We start from the raw sequence: 16,916 nt of genomic DNA, 5'->3' as shown, positions 1-16,916 counted from the left end.
GCCAGAAATCGGCCTCGCACCCCATGTGCGAAGCCATCAAGAAAAAAGGAAACCGGTTGGCTCAGGCGCCCTGCACGGCCTCGATGGCGTTCAGGATGGCCTCGCTGGTCGCCGGGGCACGCAGCGGCACGCTCTGGCGGTGCTCGCCCACGGCCGACACCGCGTCGCGGATCGCAAAGAACACCGAGAACGGCAGCAGCAGCGGCGGCTCGCCCACGGCCTTGCTGCGGTGGATCGAGTCCTCGGCATTGCGGCCGTCGAACAGGCGCACGTTGAACACCGGCGGGCAGTCGTTGGCCGTCGGGATCTTGTAGGTGCTGGGCGCATGCGTCATGAGCTTGCCGTTCGTGGGATGCCAGACGAGTTCCTCCATCGTCAGCCAGCCCATGCCCTGGATGAAGGCGCCCTCGACCTGGCCGATGTCCACGGCCGGGTTCAGCGACTGGCCCGCATCCTGCAGCACGTCGGCGCGCAGCAGCTTCCACTCGCCGGTCAGCGTGTCGACCACCACCTCGCTCACCGCAGCGCCGTAGGCGAAGTAGTAGAACGGATGGCCCTGCATGGTGGCGCCGTCCCAGTGCAGGCCGGGCGTGGCGTAGAAGCCGTCGGACCACAGCTGCACGCGGTCCACGTAGGCCTCGCGCACCACCTGGGCAAAGGGCAGCGCCTTGCCGTTGACCTGGATCTGGTCGTTGGCGAAGCGCACGTCGGCGGCATTGCCGCCGTGGCGCTTGGCGGCGCACTCGGCCAGGCGCTCGCGCACCTGGCGCGCGGCGTCCTGCGCGGCCTTGCCGTTCAGGTCGGCGCCGGTCGATGCCGCCGTGGCCGAGGTGTTGGCCACCTTGGTCGTGTCGGTCGCGGTGACGCGCACGCTCTCGAAGCCCACGCCCAGCTCATGCGCCACCACCTGGGCGACCTTGGTGTTCAGGCCCTGGCCCATCTCGGTGCCGCCGTGGTTCACCAGGATGGAGCCGTCGCTGTACACATGGACCAGCGCGCCGGCCTGGTTGAAGTGCGCCACGTTGAACGAGATGCCGAACTTGAGCGGCGCCAGCGCCAGGCCGCGCTTGAGCACCGGGCTGGTGGCGTTGAAGGCGGCGATCGCCGCGCGGCGGGCGCGGTAGTCGCTGGTGCGCTCCAGCTCTTCCACCAGCTCGTGGATCACGTTGTCGGTCACCTTCTGGCCATAGGGCGTGACGTTGCGCTCGGCCATGCCGTAGAAGTTGGCGCGGCGCACGTCCAGCGCGTCGCGGCCCAGGGCCTTGGCCACGGTCTCGATGATGTTCTCGACCGCGATCGCGCCCTGCGGGCCGCCGAAGCCGCGGAAGGCCGTGTTGCTCTGCGTGTTGGTCTTGCCGCAGAAGCCGTGCATGGACACGTCGGGCAGCCAGTAGGTGTTGTCGAAGTGGCACAGCGCCCGCGTCATCACCGGGCCCGACAGGTCGGCCGAGTGCCCGGCACGCGACACCATGGTGATCTCGGCGCCGAGGATGCGGCCCTCGTCGTCGTAGCCCACCTCGTACTCGTACCAGAAGCAGTGGCGCCGGCCGGTGATCATGAAGTCGTCGTCGCGGTCCAGGCGCAGCTTGACGGGGCGCTGCAGCTGGTTGGCCGCCACGGCCGCCACGCAGGCGAACAGCCCCGACTGCGACTCCTTGCCGCCGAAGCCGCCACCCATGCGGCGGCACTCGACGTGCACCGCGTGGGCGTGCAGGCCCAGCGCATGCGCCACCAGGTGCTGCATCTCGCTGGGGTGCTGGGTGGAGCAATGCACGTGCATGGCCCCGCCCTCCTTGGGGATGGCGTAGCTGATCTGGCCTTCGAGGTAGAACTGCTCCTGGCCGCCCACGTCGAGCGAGCTCTTCAAGCGATGCGGCGCGCTGTCGATGGCGGCGCGGGCGCCGCCGTTGGTGGCGCGGTTCAGGTGCATGGGCGGCAGCACGTACTGGCCGCGGGCATGGGCCTGCTGCGGCGTGAGCACCGGCTCGGCGGCCTCGATGGTCGCGGCGGCCTTGGCCTGCGCGGCGGCGCGGCGGGCTTCGGCGCGCGTCTCGGCGATCACCGCGAACATCGGCTGGCCCACGTAGCGGATCTCGCCGTCGCAGAGGATGGGGTCGTCGTGGATGATGGAGCCGCAGTCGTTCGCGCCCGGGATGTCGGCGGCGGTGAGCACTGCCACCACGCCCGGCATGGCGCGGATGGCATCGAGCGACAGCGCGGTGAGGCGGCCGGCCGCCACCGGCGACAGGCCCAGCGCGCAGTGCAGCGTGCCGTTGAGCTCGGGCAGGTCGTCCACATAGGTGGCCTCGCCGGCCACGTGCAGGTGGGCGGATTCGTGCGGGCGGCTGATGCCCACGCGGGCGCCGCCGCGGTGGGCCGCGTCCTCGGCGCCGGTGTCGATGCGCGAGGCGGTGTTCTGGGTGTAGTCGGCAAAGGCCTCGGCCGCGTCGGTCTGTTGCAGCAGCGCAGGGTTGATGGCTTGGTTCATGTTGCTTGCTCCTTACGCTGCGGCCTGTGCGGTCACGTGCGGCATCACGCTGAAAACGCTGGTGGCATCCACCGGCAGCGGGTCGTTGGCGCGGGTTTCCAGCCACAGGCGCTGCAGCAGGTTCTGCGCCACCTTCAGGCGGTAGTCGGCGCTGGCGCGCATGTCGGTCATGGGCTTGAAGTCCTGCGCCAGCGCGGCCTGCGCGGCCTTCACGGTGTCCTGCGTCCAGCGCTGGCCCACGATGGCGGCCTCGGCCTGCGCGGCGCGCTTGACGGTCGCGGCCATGCCGCCGAAGGCCAGGCGCGCGGCCTTGACCACCTCGCCGTCCAGCTCCACCGCCAGGCCGGCGCACAGCGCCGAGATGTCGCAGTCGAAGCGCTTGCTGATCTTGTAGGCGCGCACGTGCAGGCCGGGTGCGGACAGAGCCGCCAGCGGCATCGACAGGCCCTGGACGAACTCGCCCGGCTCCATCTGGTTCTTCATGTAGTCGAGGTAGAACTCGGGCAGCGGCATGCGGCGCACGCGCGCGCCCTTGCGCAGCTCGATCTGCGCATCGAGCGCCATCAGCACCGGCGGCGAGTCGCCGATGGGCGAGCCGTTGGCCACGTTGCCGCCCATGGTGCCGGCATTGCGGATGGGGCGCGAGGCAAAGCGCAGCCACACGTCGGTGAGCGCGGGCACGCGCGCCGTCAGCGCCTGCCAGGCGGCTTCGAGCGAGGCGCCGGCGCCGATGTACAGCTCGTCGCCGCGCACCTCGACCGCCTTCATGTCGGCCACGTCGCCCACGTAGATGATGTCGCCCAGGTCGCGGAACATCTTGTTCACCCACAGGCCCACGTCGGTGGAGCCCGCCACCACGCGCGCCTGAGGCTTGGCCTCGCGCAGCGCGGCCAGCTCGGCCAGCGTGCGCGGGGCATGGAAATGGTCGGTGCGCTGGCCTTGCTGCGCCGTGTAGTCGAGCGCCGGCCCGCCCTGCAGCCCCTGCAGCGCGGCCACCACCGGCGCGGTATCGAGGCGTGCGGCCGGCAGGTCGAACATGCGCTGGCCGGCGTCGAGGATGGGGCGGTAGCCGGTGCAGCGGCACAGGTTGCCCGAGAGGTCATCGGCCAGCTGCTGGCGCGTGGGCTGGGTGCCGGCGGCCTGGTGGTGCTCGTAGGTGGACCACAGCGACATCACGAAGCCCGGCGTGCAGAAGCCGCACTGCGAGCCGTGGCAGTCCACCATGGCCTGCTGCACCGGGTGCAGCGGCACGGTCTTGGGACCGTGGCCGTGATCGTGGCCCTGGCCGGCGGAGGCGCAGGCCTGGCCGCTGCCGCATTGGCGCTTGAGGTCTTCCACGGTGAACAGCGCCTTGCCGTGCAGCGTGGGCAGGAACTGGATGCAGGCGTTGACGGTCTGCAGGCGCAGACCGCCGACGGCGTCCGGCGCGCCCTCCTCGGCCAGCTCGGCTATCACCACGGTGCAGGCGCCGCAATCGCCCTCGTTGCAGCCTTCCTTGGTGCCGGTGCAGTGCGCGTCCTCGCGCAGCCAGTCGAGCACCGAGCGGGTCGGATGCACGCCGCTGACATCGACCACCTGGCCGCGGTGGAAGAAGCGGATGGGCTGGGTTGTGGAAGTCGTGTTCATACCAATGGAAACCATGATCGTGGGGAATGCTTCCGAGGTTAGTGCCTAGCCACCATAGGGGATATATACCCGCATCCATAAACCCTATGCGGGGTCGCATATACCTGCTTGATTTTCCAGGGTAAACCCGCAGAAAACCGGCGCTACCGGTACCTGGGGAATGCCCTGAGACACGGCCCGGGCGGCGCGCCGGCGCCCTCCGGCGCGCGGTCGGCAGCAGTCTATCAATTTCATAGCTGCTTGCGCTTGATCCACCTGCCTTAGAAGCCAATTTTTATCCAAACCCGCCTGCGGTATATTGCAGCCCATGCACTACCACCGCCACTACCGCTTCCTGGGCGCCGCCGCGCTGCTCGCCATGGGCGCCGCCCACGCGCAATCGTCCGATCCGCAGGAGCCGCCGCAGCTCAGCAGCGCCGCCTTCCAGTCCTGCCTGCAGGAGCTGCGCGGCACCAAGGCCTATGCCGCGATCACGCCGGCCACCTTCCAGCAGTACACCGGCACGCTGCAGCCCGATGCCACGGTGCTGCCGCTGCTCAATCGCCAGCCCGAATTCACCATGCCACCGTGGGACTACCTGGCCATGCTGGTGGACGAGCAGCGCGTGGCCGACGGCCGCGCGGGCTATGCCAAGTGGAAGGACACGCTGGACCGGATCGAGACCGCCACCGGCGTGCCGCCGGCCATCGTCGTCGGCGTGTGGGGCGTGGAGAGCAATTTCGGCCAGAACCTGGGCGGACGGCCGCTGGTGCAGTCGCTGGCCACGCTGTCGTGCTTCGGCCGGCGCCAGGCGTACTTCCGCGGCGAGTTCGCCAGCGCGCTGCGCATCCTGCAGGAAGGCCACATCGCCGAGAGCAAGCTCACCGGCTCGTGGGCCGGCGCCTTCGGGCAGACGCAGTTCATGCCGTCCACCTTCTTCCGCAGTGCGGTGGACTTCGACGGCGACGGCCGCCGCGACATCGTGGACAGCGTGCCCGACGCGCTGGCCTCCACCGCCACCTTCCTGAAGAACGCCGGCTGGCGCCCGGGCCAGCCCTGGGGCTTCGAGGTGAAGCTGCCGCCGGGCTTCGACACCTCGGACGCCGGCCGCAAGAACAAGCAGCCCATCGCGCAGTGGCGCGCCGCGGGCGTGACCCTGGTAGGCGGCCGGCCGCTGCCCGACAGCCTGCCCAGCGCCGGCCTGATGATCCCGGCCGCCGGCGGCCCGGCCTTCCTGGTGGGGCGCAATTTCGACGCGCTGTACAGCTACAACGCCTCGGAGAACTACGCGCTGGCCATCGCCCAGCTGTCGAACCTGGTGGCCGACCCGGCGCAGACCCAGGTGGGCTTCGCCACGCCCTGGCCCACCGACGACCCGGGCCTGTCGCGTGCGCAGAACAAGGAACTGCAGCAGGCGCTGATCGCCCAGGGCCACGACATCGGCGAGCCCGACGGCCTGATCGGCGCCAAGACGCGCGAGGCCATCAAGGCCGAGCAAGGCAAGCGCGGCATGAAGGCCGATGGGCGGGCAGGGCAGAAGCTGTTGAAGGCGTTGACGGCGGGGAAGGTGCAGTAAGGCTGTCTATCGCTCTTTGAGGGCAGAGGCCGGGCCTTGCCCCGGCTGGCCATTGCGTTGCTAGCCGCGCTTCTGAAAAGTGAGCTACTAGCGCTTTTTATGCGTTGATTTCAAGTGGTTTTCTATTTGAATCCATTGCATATCAAGCGCCAGCAGCTCACTTTTTTGCATATGTGCTCCCTATGCTCCCCACGCAGCGGGGCATGGCGGGCGGTGGTCGTTGGGCGACTGACTCCCGGCGTATTCGTGAAAATTATTCATCTACGTTTGATTCTGCATCTCTATTGATTACTATCAAAATACTTTTTTTGATAAAAATCCTTAAAGATGACCACGATAACCAAACTCAGGGGTGGCTGGCGGCTGGGTGCTGCGCGGCCGGGGCCAGTCGCCAGTCCTGCCTCGACGGGCAGCAGGACATCCGGCGCGCGGCGCTCCCTTCGGGCCAGGCCAGCCCTGCTGCTGGCAGCGGTCACGCTGGCAGGCGGTGCCTGGGCCAACAGCGTCGCGCCTGCCGCAACCGCCGGCACCGGTGCCTATGCGAAGAACCTGCTCTGGCTCGATATGACGGGGTACAGCGATACCACAGCGGGGAGCGCTGCGGGCCAGAACTTCAGCTTCGGCCTTCCCGACGGCTCCACGCTGAGCTTCAACCTGAAAAGAACCTATGCCTCGGGCGCGACCGGCCAGCTGGCGGCCAAGGCGCCGCCGCTGATCCCCAGTGCGGTGATCGGCAATGCCGCCGGCGGCGCCTACAGCGGCATCCCGGGGCTGCCTTTCATCCACGGCGCCAAGGGCGGCTACACCCTGGCGCTGACAGGCATCCAGGTGGTGGACTCGAAGAGCACCGCCATGCCTTTCACGCTCTTTGCCACCGACACCGAGACCACCGGCCTCTGCGTCACCTGTTCCGCCACCTCGGCCTTCACGCCCGAGACCCTGCAGTTCACCACCAATGGCGGCGCCTGGCAGCAGCTCGAACTGCTGAACGCCACCAACGGGGCGGCGCCTTCCGAAACGCTGGCCGGCATCGGCAGCCCCACGGTGAACTGGACCGGCACCGCCAACCAGAACAACGGCTCGCTGGTCATCAGCACCGCCAGCCCCAGCAGCCTGACCCTGACCGCCACCGCCGGCACGCTGACGGGCACCTCGGCCCAGGCCTTCGGCTTCGGCCTCGTGATGGCGAGCGTGAGCCTGTCGAAATCCCTCGGCGGGACGCGGGTGAACGATGCGGACCAGTTTGACCTGGGCGCCGCCTACAGCGCCGACGCGGCGCCGCTGGCTGCCGCGACCACCACGGGCACCGCCGCCACGGTTGCCAACGGCACGGTCAGCGCCACCGTGCTGCCCGGCGCCGCACTGACGCTGTCCGAGGCCATGGCGGCGGGCAGTGCCTCGCCCTTCACCAGCTACCTGCCCAGCCTGAGCTGCAGCAACGCGCGCAGCGGCAGCACCACGTCCCTGCCTTCCGGCCCGGGCTTGCCCGCGCCGAACGGCACTTCGTATAGCCTGACACCGGCCGCCGGCGACCTCATCGTTTGCGGCCTGACCAACACCGCCAACCCGCCGCCGGCGAACATCACGCTCGCCAAGTCCGGCCCGGCAACGGCCTCGGCGGGCGGCAGCCTGGCCTACACCATCGGCCTGGGCAACAGCGGCCAGACCGCCAGCGGGACGACGCTGACGGTGAAGGATGCGCTGCCCGCCGGCGTGACGGCCGACAGTGTGGTGCCCGGCGCCAATGTGGCGAGCGTGGCCTGCGGTATGCTGCCGAGCGCGGCGGGTGCGGAGCTGAACTGCACGGTGACGCTTGCCAGCCCGCTGGCGGCGGGTGCGGCGAACGGCGCGGCAGCATTCACGGTCAACGCCAAGGCCCCCGGGGCCGCGGGGTCGATCACGAACTACGCGTCCACCGATCCTGCAGGCGGCACCAACCCGCCGGCGCCGGGCGCCGCCTGCGCACCGGCCACGAGCTGCGGCAGCGCGACGACCCAGGTGGATGCACCGCCCGGCAGCGGAACCCCGCCCCAGCAGCCGGCGCCCGTGCCGGTGGATGCGCGCTGGATGCTGGTGCTGCTGGGTGCGTTGTTGGCGCTGGCTTCACGGCCAGCATGGCACAAGGTCGGTTAACAATAAGCGCGGGAGATGGCCAGTCCTAGCGCACACCCGCCCCGCGCACCTCGATCCGCACTTCGTCCTGCACCTGCCCAGCCGCATCCACCAGCTGCACGCGATGCCGGCCCGGCCAGGGCAGCCAGGCCCAGCGGCGGCCCTGGGCGAGCTCCTTGCCGTCCAGGCGCCAGCGCAGGCCGTCGCGGTCGGCCGCGAACTGCAGGCGCTGGCGGGCGGGCGGAATGTCCGGGTCCAGCGCGATGATGGTGCCGCTGGCTGGCGCCATGATCCGGCCTGCGCCCTGCCCGGTCCGGCGTTCGTCCGCGCCGTTGGCTGCAGCGTCCAGTGCGAACAGTGGCTGCTCGGTGCCACGCAGAAACCATTCGCTGCGCGCCGCCTCCAGCGGGTTGCCGGTGCCCACCTGGCCCGCCGGCGCGGGGCCGTAGCGCACGGCCGCCTGCACCAAGCCCTCCGGCGGGCGCGGCGCGCGGCTGGCACGGCCCTGGTGCAGAAAGCCCATCAGCGCCGCCCACACCGGCGCGGCGCCGCTGGTGCCGCTCACGTCGTGCATGGGCGCGCCGCTGGCGTTGCCGACCCAGACGCCGACGGTGTAGCGGTCGGACCAGCCAATGGCCCAGTTGTCGCGCATGTCCTTGCTGGTGCCGGTCTTCACCGCCGTCCACGAGCGCGTGCCGAGCACGCTGTCCATGCCGAAGGTGCGCACGCGCGCGCTGCGGTCCGACAGGATGTCGCCCACGACAAAGGCCGCGCGCGCATCCAGCACCTGGGTGAAGCTGGGCGCCGCATTGCCGGCGGTGGTGGCCACCGGGCTGTAGCGCCCGCCGTTGGCCAGCGCGCGGTAGCCGTTGGTCAATTGCAGCAGCGGAATCTCGGGACTGCCCAGCGCCAGGCTGTAGCCGAAGTAGCTGCCGCTTTCGCGCATGGGCATGCCGAATTGCTGCAGCTGGCGGAAGAAGTCGTCCACGCCCACCATCACCAGCGTGCGCACCGCCGGCACGTTGAGCGATGCGCCCAGCGCCGTGCGCACCGACACCCAGCCCTTGAAGCTGCGGTCGTAGTTCTGCGGGATGTACAGGCCGCTGGCCGTGGGAATGAGCGCCGCCGAGTCCTCGACCAGCGAGGCCGCCGTGAGCCGCCGCTGCGCGATGGCACGGCCGTACAAGAAGGGCTTGAGCGTGGAGCCGGGCTGGCGCGGCGCGAGCACGCCGTCCACTTCCTGCGCCTGGCTCAGATCGCCGGACGATCCCACCCAGGCCAGCACCTGGCCGCTGGCGTTGTCGAGCACCACCAGGGCGCCGTCCTGCACCTGGTGGCGGCGCAGCTCGCGCAGCTGCTGCTCCAGCGTCTGCACCGCAAAGCGCTGCAGCGGCGCACTCAGTGTGGTGACCACGCTGACCGCGTGTTCAGGCGTGGTGCGCACGCTGGCGGCATTGGCCGGCGCATTGCGCAGGGCCATGCGGCTGTAGTGCGGCGCCACGCCCTCGCTGGCGTCGAAGGCGCGCTGCTTCAACGCAGCCTCGGTGAAGAAGGCCACGGTGTCGCAGTCCACCGGCTGCGCGGGCTGCATGTCCTTGAGCACGCCGCAGGCGCGCCGCCCCACCTGCGCGGGCGAGGCATTGGGCGCGCGGATCAGCGCCGCAGCCACCGCGGCCTCGCGCGCGTCCAGCCCGTGCGGCGCCTTGTCGAACAGCGTGCGCGACAGCGCATCGATGCCGACCAGCTCGCCGCGGAATGGCACCAGGTTCAAATAGGCTTCCAGGATCTGTGTCTTGCTCCAGCGCCGGTCCAGCACCTGGGCCGCCACCGCCTGGCCGGCCTTCTGCACCACGCTGCGCCCGCCGGGGCCCTGGCGCCAGTCGCCGTCGAGCAGGCCCGCGAGTTGCATGGTGATGGTGCTGGCGCCGCGCGTGCGCTGGTTCCACAGGTTGCCCCAGGCCGCGGCGCCCGCTGCCGCCCAGTCCACGCCGCTGTGCTCGTAGAAGCGTTTGTCCTCGCTCAGCACCAGGGCCGTGCGCAGCGCCGCCGACACCTGCGGCAAAGCCACCCATTCGCCACGCCGCACGCTGCGGTCGGTGCGCACGCGCTGCAGCACCTCGCCCTCGCGCGACAGCACCAGGGTTTCGGACGAGCGGAAATCGGCCCTCACCTCGTCGAAGCGCGGCACGGCCTGCGCCGAGGGCGCCAGCACCAGCAGCCCCACCACCACGATCCCCGCGAAACGCCGCTGGTTCATAGCTGGGCGGCCGCCAGCGCGGCCAGCTTTTCGGCCTGCCAGGCAAACTCCGGCAGAAAGGATTCGCGCTCGGCGACGGCCCCGTAGCCGCCCTGGCCGTAGACCGCCGCGTAGGCCGCATAGTCGGCCGCGCGCAGGGCCTTGCCCGCGAGCGCGTTGGCCACGGCGTAGGTGGCCGACACCGCCGCATGGCCCACGCCGTCGATGGACTTGGAGCCCGGGTGGTGGTTGGCCAATGCGGCGGCCTGCGCCGCCAGCGTGTCGAGCTGCGCATGGTCGATGGCGCCATCGAGGTAGCGGCCCAGGCCCTGCAGGCAGTCGATGACCGCCGGTTCTTCGAGCAGGTGCTGCACGCGCAGCGCGCAGGCATGGCCGAAGGCCAGCCGCAGGTGCTCCTGCCCAGGCGCCTCCAGGTCCAGTTTCATGGCCAGTCGTTCGAGCGCTTCTTTCATGATCCACACCTCCTGGATGGCACCGGAGCAAGGGCCGCCGCAACGGCCCTCGCCTCCCGAGCCATCACTTCGCGGCCTGCACCTTGACCTTGGCGTTCGGCAGCTCGCCGAACATCTCGGGTGCATACAGCGCCTCGACGCGGCTCGGCGGCAGGCTGAACTCGCCCACGCTGTTCAGGCGCACCGTGTACTCCATCTTGACCGTGCCCTTGGGCAGGTACTCGTAGTAGCTGCGGTAGGCCTCGAAGCTGCGCTCCTCGAAAGCGGGCCAGCCCCAGCCCTCGCGCTTCTCGCCGCCGCCCCGGGCCTCGGTGGCGATGGCCGAGTCGCGGCCCAGGCCGCCGCCCAGGATGGTGGCGCCGGTGGGCACGGGATCGGTGATGGCCACCCAGGTCATGTCGGCGCTGGCGTTGACCTCCAGCGTCACGCGCAGCACGTCGCCGCGCGTGTACTGGCCCTTGCTGGCCTGCTCCACCGGCGTCACGGTCTTCTTGATCTGGTAGCCCGCGGCCACCGGCGCCGCCAGCGGCACGGCCGCCAGCGACTGCACCGTGAGCCAGGGCTTGCCGGTGCCGCTCTGCTGCACCTTGAGGCTGCCGGGGCCCGTGGGCCAAGGCAGCAGCATGGTGTTGTTCAGCCAGTTGCTGGCCGCCGTGGGCGCGCCGGTGAAGGTTCGGGTGTGGGGCTTGGGCTGGTCCGGCTGCTCGGCCTTCTTCACGACCTTGCTCCAGTCCACCTCGGCCGTCTTGCCCGCCAGGCTGGCCTGGGTGGTGCCGGTGACAGGCACGGACTCGAACACGCGCGAGAAGCGCTGCAGCGCGATCGCACCCCACAGGTTGGCCGTGGTGGTGTGCCAGGCACCGCTTTGCTGGCGGGCGATGAAGCCGTTGGCCAGGCGCGGCATGTCTTCCTTCCAGGCCGGGTCCTCCATCACCGTCAGCATCAGGCGGGCGGTGTTCACGTCGCCGCTCTGCATCAGCCACCACCAGTAGTCGTCCTTCTCGGTGCTGAATATCAGCTTGGTGCCCTGGTAGGACAGGCGGCCGCGCAGGATCTGGCTGGCCTCTTCCAGGCGCTGGGCGCGCCCCTCCACGTCCTTCATCAGTTTGAGGATGGACAGCCAGTCGATCACCGCGTGCGTCGGCCACTGGTTCGGCGCGAGGGTGATGCTCGACAGCATGGCCGGCGTGGCCTTGCCGTAGTGCGCCAGCGCGTGGATGGCGGCGATCTTGCGCACGTCGAGGTCGGGGCGCGGGCTCCAGAACTTGCGCTCGATCTTGCCCTGCACGAACTTGGCCAGGCCCGCGCTCATGCGCTCGAGCGACTCGGCCGGCACCGCGTAGGCCGGGTCGAGCTTGCGCATCTCGGCGCCGGCCGTGAGCAGGTAGGCGGTCAGCGTGTCGCTGCCGTTGCTGCGGCGGCCGCCCGATGGCGGGAAGTAGTAGGCCAGGCCGTCGTCGTCCAGATAGGTGGGCAGGCGCTCCATCAGGCCCTTCCACATCGCGCCGTCGCCGAGGCCTATGGCCTTGCTGAACTGCTGCTCCAGGCAGGCGTAGGGATAGCGGCCCCACCAGTCGCGCACGCCGGGCAGGCCCTCGGCCAGCTTGGGCATCAGCGACATGGCGATGCCACCGCGCCCGGGCTGGGCCGTGGCGGGGATCTCGACCGGCAGCTCGTAGCTGCCGTCGAGCTGCACCAGCGTGGCCTGGCGCACCGTCACCGGCACGGCCGGCACGATGCGCTGGCTGACCTTGAGCGCATCGCTGGCGCCGCTGTTCTCGTCCTTGGCGGACAGCGTCCACAACACTTCGCCGGAGCGCGCCGCGATCAGGCTCTGCGGAGCGGTGACGGGCCACGACACCAGTTGGGATTCGCCAGCGGGAATCTCCACTGTCTTGGCTCCGACCTCAACCGGACTGAACAAATTGACAGTGCTCAGTTCTGTGGGAAGTTGCGCGGAGGAAAGCGATACCTTGACACGCATGGCTTTGCTGGTTGTGTTGCGCAGCGTGAGCTGCGCCTCGAACTGATCGCCCTCCCGCACCAGCGGCGGCAGGCCGCTGATGATCTGCAGGTCCTGCGTGGTGCGGATGCTGGTGCTGCCGGTGCCGAACAGCGACAGGCCGCTGTCGGCCACGGCCACGATCTTGAAGCTGGTGAGCGCATCGTTGAGCGGCACCTCGACCTCGGCCTGGCCGTTAGCGTCGAGCTGCACATTCGGGCGCCACAGCAGCAGCGTGTCGAGCAGCTCGCGCGTCTGGCCCAGGCCCCCGCCGCCGCCCGCGGCCACGGCCTTGCGGCCGTAGTGGCGCCGGCCGATGATCTCCATCTGCGCGGTGGAGTTCTCCACGCCCCAGGCGCGCTTCTGGTACATGGCCTCGAGCAGGTTCCAGGTGGTGTTGGGGCGCAGCTCGAGCAGCGCCTGGTCCACGGCGGCCAGCGCCACCTGGGCGCCGGCGGCAGGCTTGCCGTCGGGCAGCTTGGCTTCGATGCGCACCTTGGCCTTGCCGCGCACCTGGTAGCTGTCCTGGTCAGCCTTCACACTCACGGCGAGCTGCCGCTCCTGGATGCCGACACGGATCTCGGCCACGCCCAGGCGGTAGGCGGGCTTGGACAGGTCGACCAGCGCCGTGGGCGCCACGTACTCCTTGCCGTCGTACCAGAAGGAGGTCCACCACTCGCGCGGCGACTTGTAGCCCCAGGTGAAGAAGCTGTACCACGGCACCTCGACCAGGCGGCCGCGCAGCGCGAGCACGCTCACGTACACGTTCGGGCCCCAGCCGTCCTCGATCTTCAGGCTCACCGTCGGGTCGCTGCCCTCGACGTCGACCACGCGCGCGGCGATGATGCCCTCGCGCTCCACCGTGAGCAGCGCGGTCGCATGGCGGAACGGCATGCGCACCTGGAAGCGCGCGGTCTCGCCGGCCTTGTACGACTTCTTCTCGGGCAGCAGGTCCATGCGGTCATGGTCCTGGCCGCCGAACCACAGCTCGCCCTGCTTGGTGACCCAGACCGAGGTGGCGGCTTGCGCCATGCGGCCCTTGTCGTCCTTGACCTGCGCGATGAGCTGCACCTCGCCGTCCTGCTTGAACTGCGATTCGCACAGCAGCAGGCCGCGCGCATCGGTCTTGCCGGAGCAGACCACGCCCAGGTCCTTGGTCTCCTGCTGGTTGTCGTAGCTGTAGAAGCCGCCCACCATGCGCTTGCGCACCGAGGTGGTGATGCGCGCGACGGCGCGCACCTCCAGCGGCACGCCGGCGGCGGGCTTGCCGTCGGTGGACAGCGCCAGCGCCTGGTAGCTCAGCTTCTTGCCGGCCGAGGCCCAGCTCTCGGCCTTGATGCCGGCCACCACGGCCGCGGGCCACAGCGTGCTGCGGCTCGACAGCGTCTGCACCTCGCCGTTGGGGTCGGAAAAATTCGCCTCGATCACCAGGTCCTGCGCGGCGGGCGATGCCGGCAGCTCGCCCAGCGCCACCTTGCCGCTGCCGTTGCCGTCGAGCGTCAGCGCCAGCTTGTCGGCCACGATGCGGCGGTCGTTGCCGGTGGCCACCTCGGGCGCCTCGTCCTCGGCGGAGCCGCCGCCACGCCTTTGCGGCGGCGCGAACGAGTAGTCGCTGTAGTCGGCGAACTCCAGGTACTTGGACTGCACCATGGCCGAGACCTGCACCGGCAGGTTGGCCGCGGCGCCGCCGGACACGTAGGACAGCTGCACGCTGGCCGCCAGATCCTTGGGCTGCACCAGCGGCGCCGGGCTGGCGGCGGCCACGCGGCCGGTGAACACCGGCAGGCGGAATTCCTCGACGCGGAAGTCGCTGGTCGCCTGGCGGCCACTGCGCTCGCCCAGGCCCTTGAGGACGATCTGGTAGGTGCCGAGCTTGGCCGCGGGCGGAATCTTGAACTCCGACACGCCGGAGAAGCTGCCGTTGGCCTGGCGCTGCCACTTCACCGGCAGCGAGTATTCGTCGCTGCTGCCCAGGTGCGTCACCGTCACCTCGTCGGGCAGGTCGGCATCCTTCACGTTGCCCAGGCCCTCCCGGGTCTGCGCGCGGACGAAGTGCTTCATCGACACCGTCTCGCCGGCGCGCAGCAGGCTGCGGTCCAGCACCGTGTGCGCCACGTAGTCGGGCGAGGCGCTCATGCTGTGGTCGAGGTTGAAGCGCCAGCTCTCGATGCCGCGCTGCCAGTCAGTCCACACGAAGGCCATGTCGGGTGCGCCGTTCACCGTGGCGCGGGCGCTCACGAAGTAGGCGCGGTTGTAGTTGCACCGATTGCCGCCTTCGGGCGACAGGCCGTCAAAGCGGGCCACGCCGTCCTTGTCGGTCACGGCCTGCATCAGCGTGGTGCCGTCGCAGCCCGACACGCGCACCTGCGCGCCGGCCACGGGCTTGCCCTTGTCCAGCGTGGTCACCCAGGCCATGGAATTCTCGCGGCCGAGCTTGAAGTGCACGCCCAGGTTGGTGACCAGCGCCGAGCTGCGCACGTACATGGTGCGCTTGGCGCCGTACTGCTCGTTCAGCAGCGCCTCGCCCAGCATCGGCGAAGCGATCTCCAGCACATGGAAGCCCGTGGTCAGCGGGATGCCCACCACCTCGAAGGGGCGCGGGTCCTTGCCGTCGGGCTTGGGCAGGTCCAGGGTCTTCACGCCCGGCTGGCCGCCCAGCAGCGAGAGCTGGCGCGAGGCCACCCACTCCTTGTCCGAGTCGTCCAGCACGCGCGGCAGCGGGCCCTTCACGTCCCTGGCGGCCTGTTTGCGCTCCACGCGAGTCTCGTGGTAGTCATTGACCTTGCGCCACCAGCGGATGATGTCGGCGTCGGTCTGCAGCTGCAGCGACGAGACCGAGCCGTTGTCGGCCAGCGCCAGGCCGCTGACCTGCAGCTGCGGCTCGACCTTGCGCAGCGTCACCGGCATGATCGCCGGGCCCTTCTCGCCCTCGGCAAAGCGCTCGACCACGCCGAACGGCGCGGCGGCGAACTTGGCCAGCGGCGGCATCTCGCCGGTGCCCACCTTCAGCGGGAACATGGCGGCATTCGACAGCGAGCGCCCGCTCACGTCCTTCAGGCCCGAGGGCAGCTCGATGCGGTACGAGGCCTTCTCGGGGAACGGCGGCTTGAAGGTGATCGTGCTCACCTCCTCGCTCTTGTCGTCCTCCTCGAAGAAGGGCTTGGTCGAGCCCAGCCGGATGCCCTCGGCCAGCTTGCGCGCCACTGGCGCGTTGAAGTTCAGCGTCATCGGCCGGATCGGCAGGCAGGCCGCCTGGGCGTTCTCGCGCTCGCAGTTGAACTCGGCCGTGAAGGCCGGGCGCACGTTGAATTCGACGCGCTTCTCGGTCTTGCCGGCCATGCCGCTGGGCGTGGTCACGCCCTTGCCGATGACCAGCTTCATGCGCGCGCCCGAAGGCAGCGGGCGGCTGCAGGTCAGCGCCACGTAGCGCCCCGGCTGCGCGTCCAGCTCGCGCTTTTCGAAGACGCTGAGCCTTTCCTGCTCAGTGAGCAGGCGCACCGGCATGCGCTCGCCCACGCCGTCGACCACGCACCAGCTGTTCTTCTCGACGCTGGCCGGCACCACCGCGCCGTTGAAGCGCAGGCCGAAGAACTGGTCCTCGTCGATGTCCTCGTAGCTGCCGGGGCGCACCGATGCCACGAAGGGCCCGCCGGTGTTGAAGGCATAGCTGGCCGCGCCCTGCAGCGCCTGGCCGGCCAGGTCCTTGAAGCCGGCGTCCTTGGCCACGGTGCAGTTCACGCCGGGCGGCAGGTCCTGGAAGAAGTCGAACACCCACTCACGCGAGCTGGTCCAGCGGCTGGTGCTGTGCTGCATCACGGCCTTGTCGTCGCACGACACCTTGACCGGCGCGGGCCGGCTCAGGTCGCCGAAGCGCACGGCATCGCCGTCGAACCGGACGACCACCTGCCGCACCTGGGCCACCTCGCCCTGCGGCGTGACCCGGGCGATGGAGGTGGCCTGCGCCTGCAGCGCAGCCAGGGCCACGGCCCCCGCGATGATCGTTCCTCTCCCGCTGCGCCATTGTTGGCTCATGGTGCTCTCCTGAAAAGATAGCTGTCTGCGCTTGCTGGATAAGCGCTGGAGTGTGATTTTGCTTGATTTCTTGGGGACAGAGGCCGGGATTTCGCCCCGGCGGGCGACTTCCTTTCTTGTCCGCACAAGAAAGGAAGCAAAGAAGGCGCCCCTGCTGTCTGCGACCCCAACGCTTTAGCGTTGGGGCAACCTGTGCCGTGACGTTTGCGGGGTGCGCCGCAGAACTCTCTTCGCGCCGAAGGCGCTCCGTTCGGACAACCGCGGCGAGTCAGATAACGAAGCATGCGCGCTCCGACGCGCATGCCCACCCCGCAAACGCCACGCCCCAGGCGCAGCCAGAAGGGGTGGGCCAACCCAACGGGCCATCGCGTTGCTCGGCCACGGTCAAAAAA

At 69.8% G+C, this 16,916-nt stretch carries 7 protein-coding genes; 2 read left to right on the top strand and 5 right to left on the bottom strand.

Annotation, left to right across the window (positions count from 1 at the left end; translation table 11 throughout):
- Nucleotides 1-61: 61 nt before the first annotated feature.
- The gene (gene xdhB / locus ACYVKR_RS23485) at nucleotides 62-2,488 is read right to left on the bottom strand and encodes a xanthine dehydrogenase molybdopterin binding subunit (protein ID WP_460483403.1); all 2,427 of its coding nucleotides are present in this window, start codon (nucleotides 2,486-2,488) and stop codon (nucleotides 62-64) included.
- A 12-nt stretch (nucleotides 2,489-2,500) separates the two neighbouring features.
- Nucleotides 2,501-4,114 carry a xanthine dehydrogenase small subunit gene (gene xdhA / locus ACYVKR_RS23480; protein WP_460483402.1) on the bottom strand — a complete coding sequence of 538 codons (1,614 nt, stop codon included), beginning with the start codon at nucleotides 4,112-4,114 and terminating at the stop codon, nucleotides 2,501-2,503.
- A gap of 307 nt (nucleotides 4,115-4,421) precedes the next feature.
- On the opposite strand from xdhA, the gene ACYVKR_RS23475 reads away from it, so the two are divergent.
- Entirely contained in the window at nucleotides 4,422-5,669 is a 1,248-nt protein-coding gene (locus ACYVKR_RS23475) for a lytic murein transglycosylase (RefSeq protein WP_460483401.1), read from the top strand.
- A 327-nt stretch (nucleotides 5,670-5,996) separates the two neighbouring features.
- Entirely contained in the window at nucleotides 5,997-7,802 is a 1,806-nt protein-coding gene (locus tag ACYVKR_RS23470; RefSeq protein WP_460483400.1) for a CshA/CshB family fibrillar adhesin-related protein, read from the top strand.
- A 25-nt stretch (nucleotides 7,803-7,827) separates the two neighbouring features.
- On the opposite strand, the gene pbpC is transcribed toward ACYVKR_RS23470, so the two are convergent.
- The 3 genes from pbpC to ACYVKR_RS23455 all read right to left on the bottom strand — a co-directional run bounded on the left by pbpC (nucleotide 7,828) and on the right by ACYVKR_RS23455 (nucleotide 16,524).
- Entirely contained in the window at nucleotides 7,828-10,038 is a 2,211-nt protein-coding gene (pbpC, locus tag ACYVKR_RS23465; RefSeq protein WP_460483399.1) for a penicillin-binding protein 1C, read from the bottom strand.
- Nucleotides 10,035-10,490, bottom strand: a complete 456-nt coding sequence (locus ACYVKR_RS23460) for a hypothetical protein (RefSeq protein WP_460483398.1) — start codon at nucleotides 10,488-10,490, stop codon at nucleotides 10,035-10,037. Before ACYVKR_RS23460 ends, pbpC begins: the two co-directional genes overlap by 4 nt.
- 64 nt (nucleotides 10,491-10,554) lie before the next feature.
- Nucleotides 10,555-16,524: an alpha-2-macroglobulin family protein gene (locus ACYVKR_RS23455; protein WP_460483397.1), complete on the bottom strand. Its 5,970-nt coding sequence runs from the start codon at nucleotides 16,522-16,524 to the stop codon at nucleotides 10,555-10,557.
- Between the last annotated feature and the right edge of the window lie 392 nt (nucleotides 16,525-16,916).

This window comes from Comamonas humi (assembly GCF_054782535.1).
The sequence above is the reverse complement of the archived record's forward strand: the minus strand, read 5'-3'. Positions and strand labels throughout refer to the sequence as shown.

Excerpts from the sequence above, each read along its gene's own strand:
- xdhB (WP_460483403.1), bottom strand. The coding sequence starts at position 2,488 with ATGAACCAAGCCATCAACCCTGCGCTGCTGCAACAGACCGACGCGGCC.
- xdhA (WP_460483402.1), bottom strand. The coding sequence starts at position 4,114 with ATGAACACGACTTCCACAACCCAGCCCATCCGCTTCTTCCACCGCGGC.
- ACYVKR_RS23475 (WP_460483401.1), top strand. The coding sequence starts at position 4,422 with ATGCACTACCACCGCCACTACCGCTTCCTGGGCGCCGCCGCGCTGCTC.
- ACYVKR_RS23470 (WP_460483400.1), top strand. The coding sequence starts at position 5,997 with ATGACCACGATAACCAAACTCAGGGGTGGCTGGCGGCTGGGTGCTGCG.
- pbpC (WP_460483399.1), bottom strand. The coding sequence starts at position 10,038 with ATGAACCAGCGGCGTTTCGCGGGGATCGTGGTGGTGGGGCTGCTGGTG.
- ACYVKR_RS23460 (WP_460483398.1), bottom strand. The coding sequence starts at position 10,490 with ATGAAAGAAGCGCTCGAACGACTGGCCATGAAACTGGACCTGGAGGCG.
- ACYVKR_RS23455 (WP_460483397.1), bottom strand. The coding sequence starts at position 16,524 with ATGAGCCAACAATGGCGCAGCGGGAGAGGAACGATCATCGCGGGGGCC.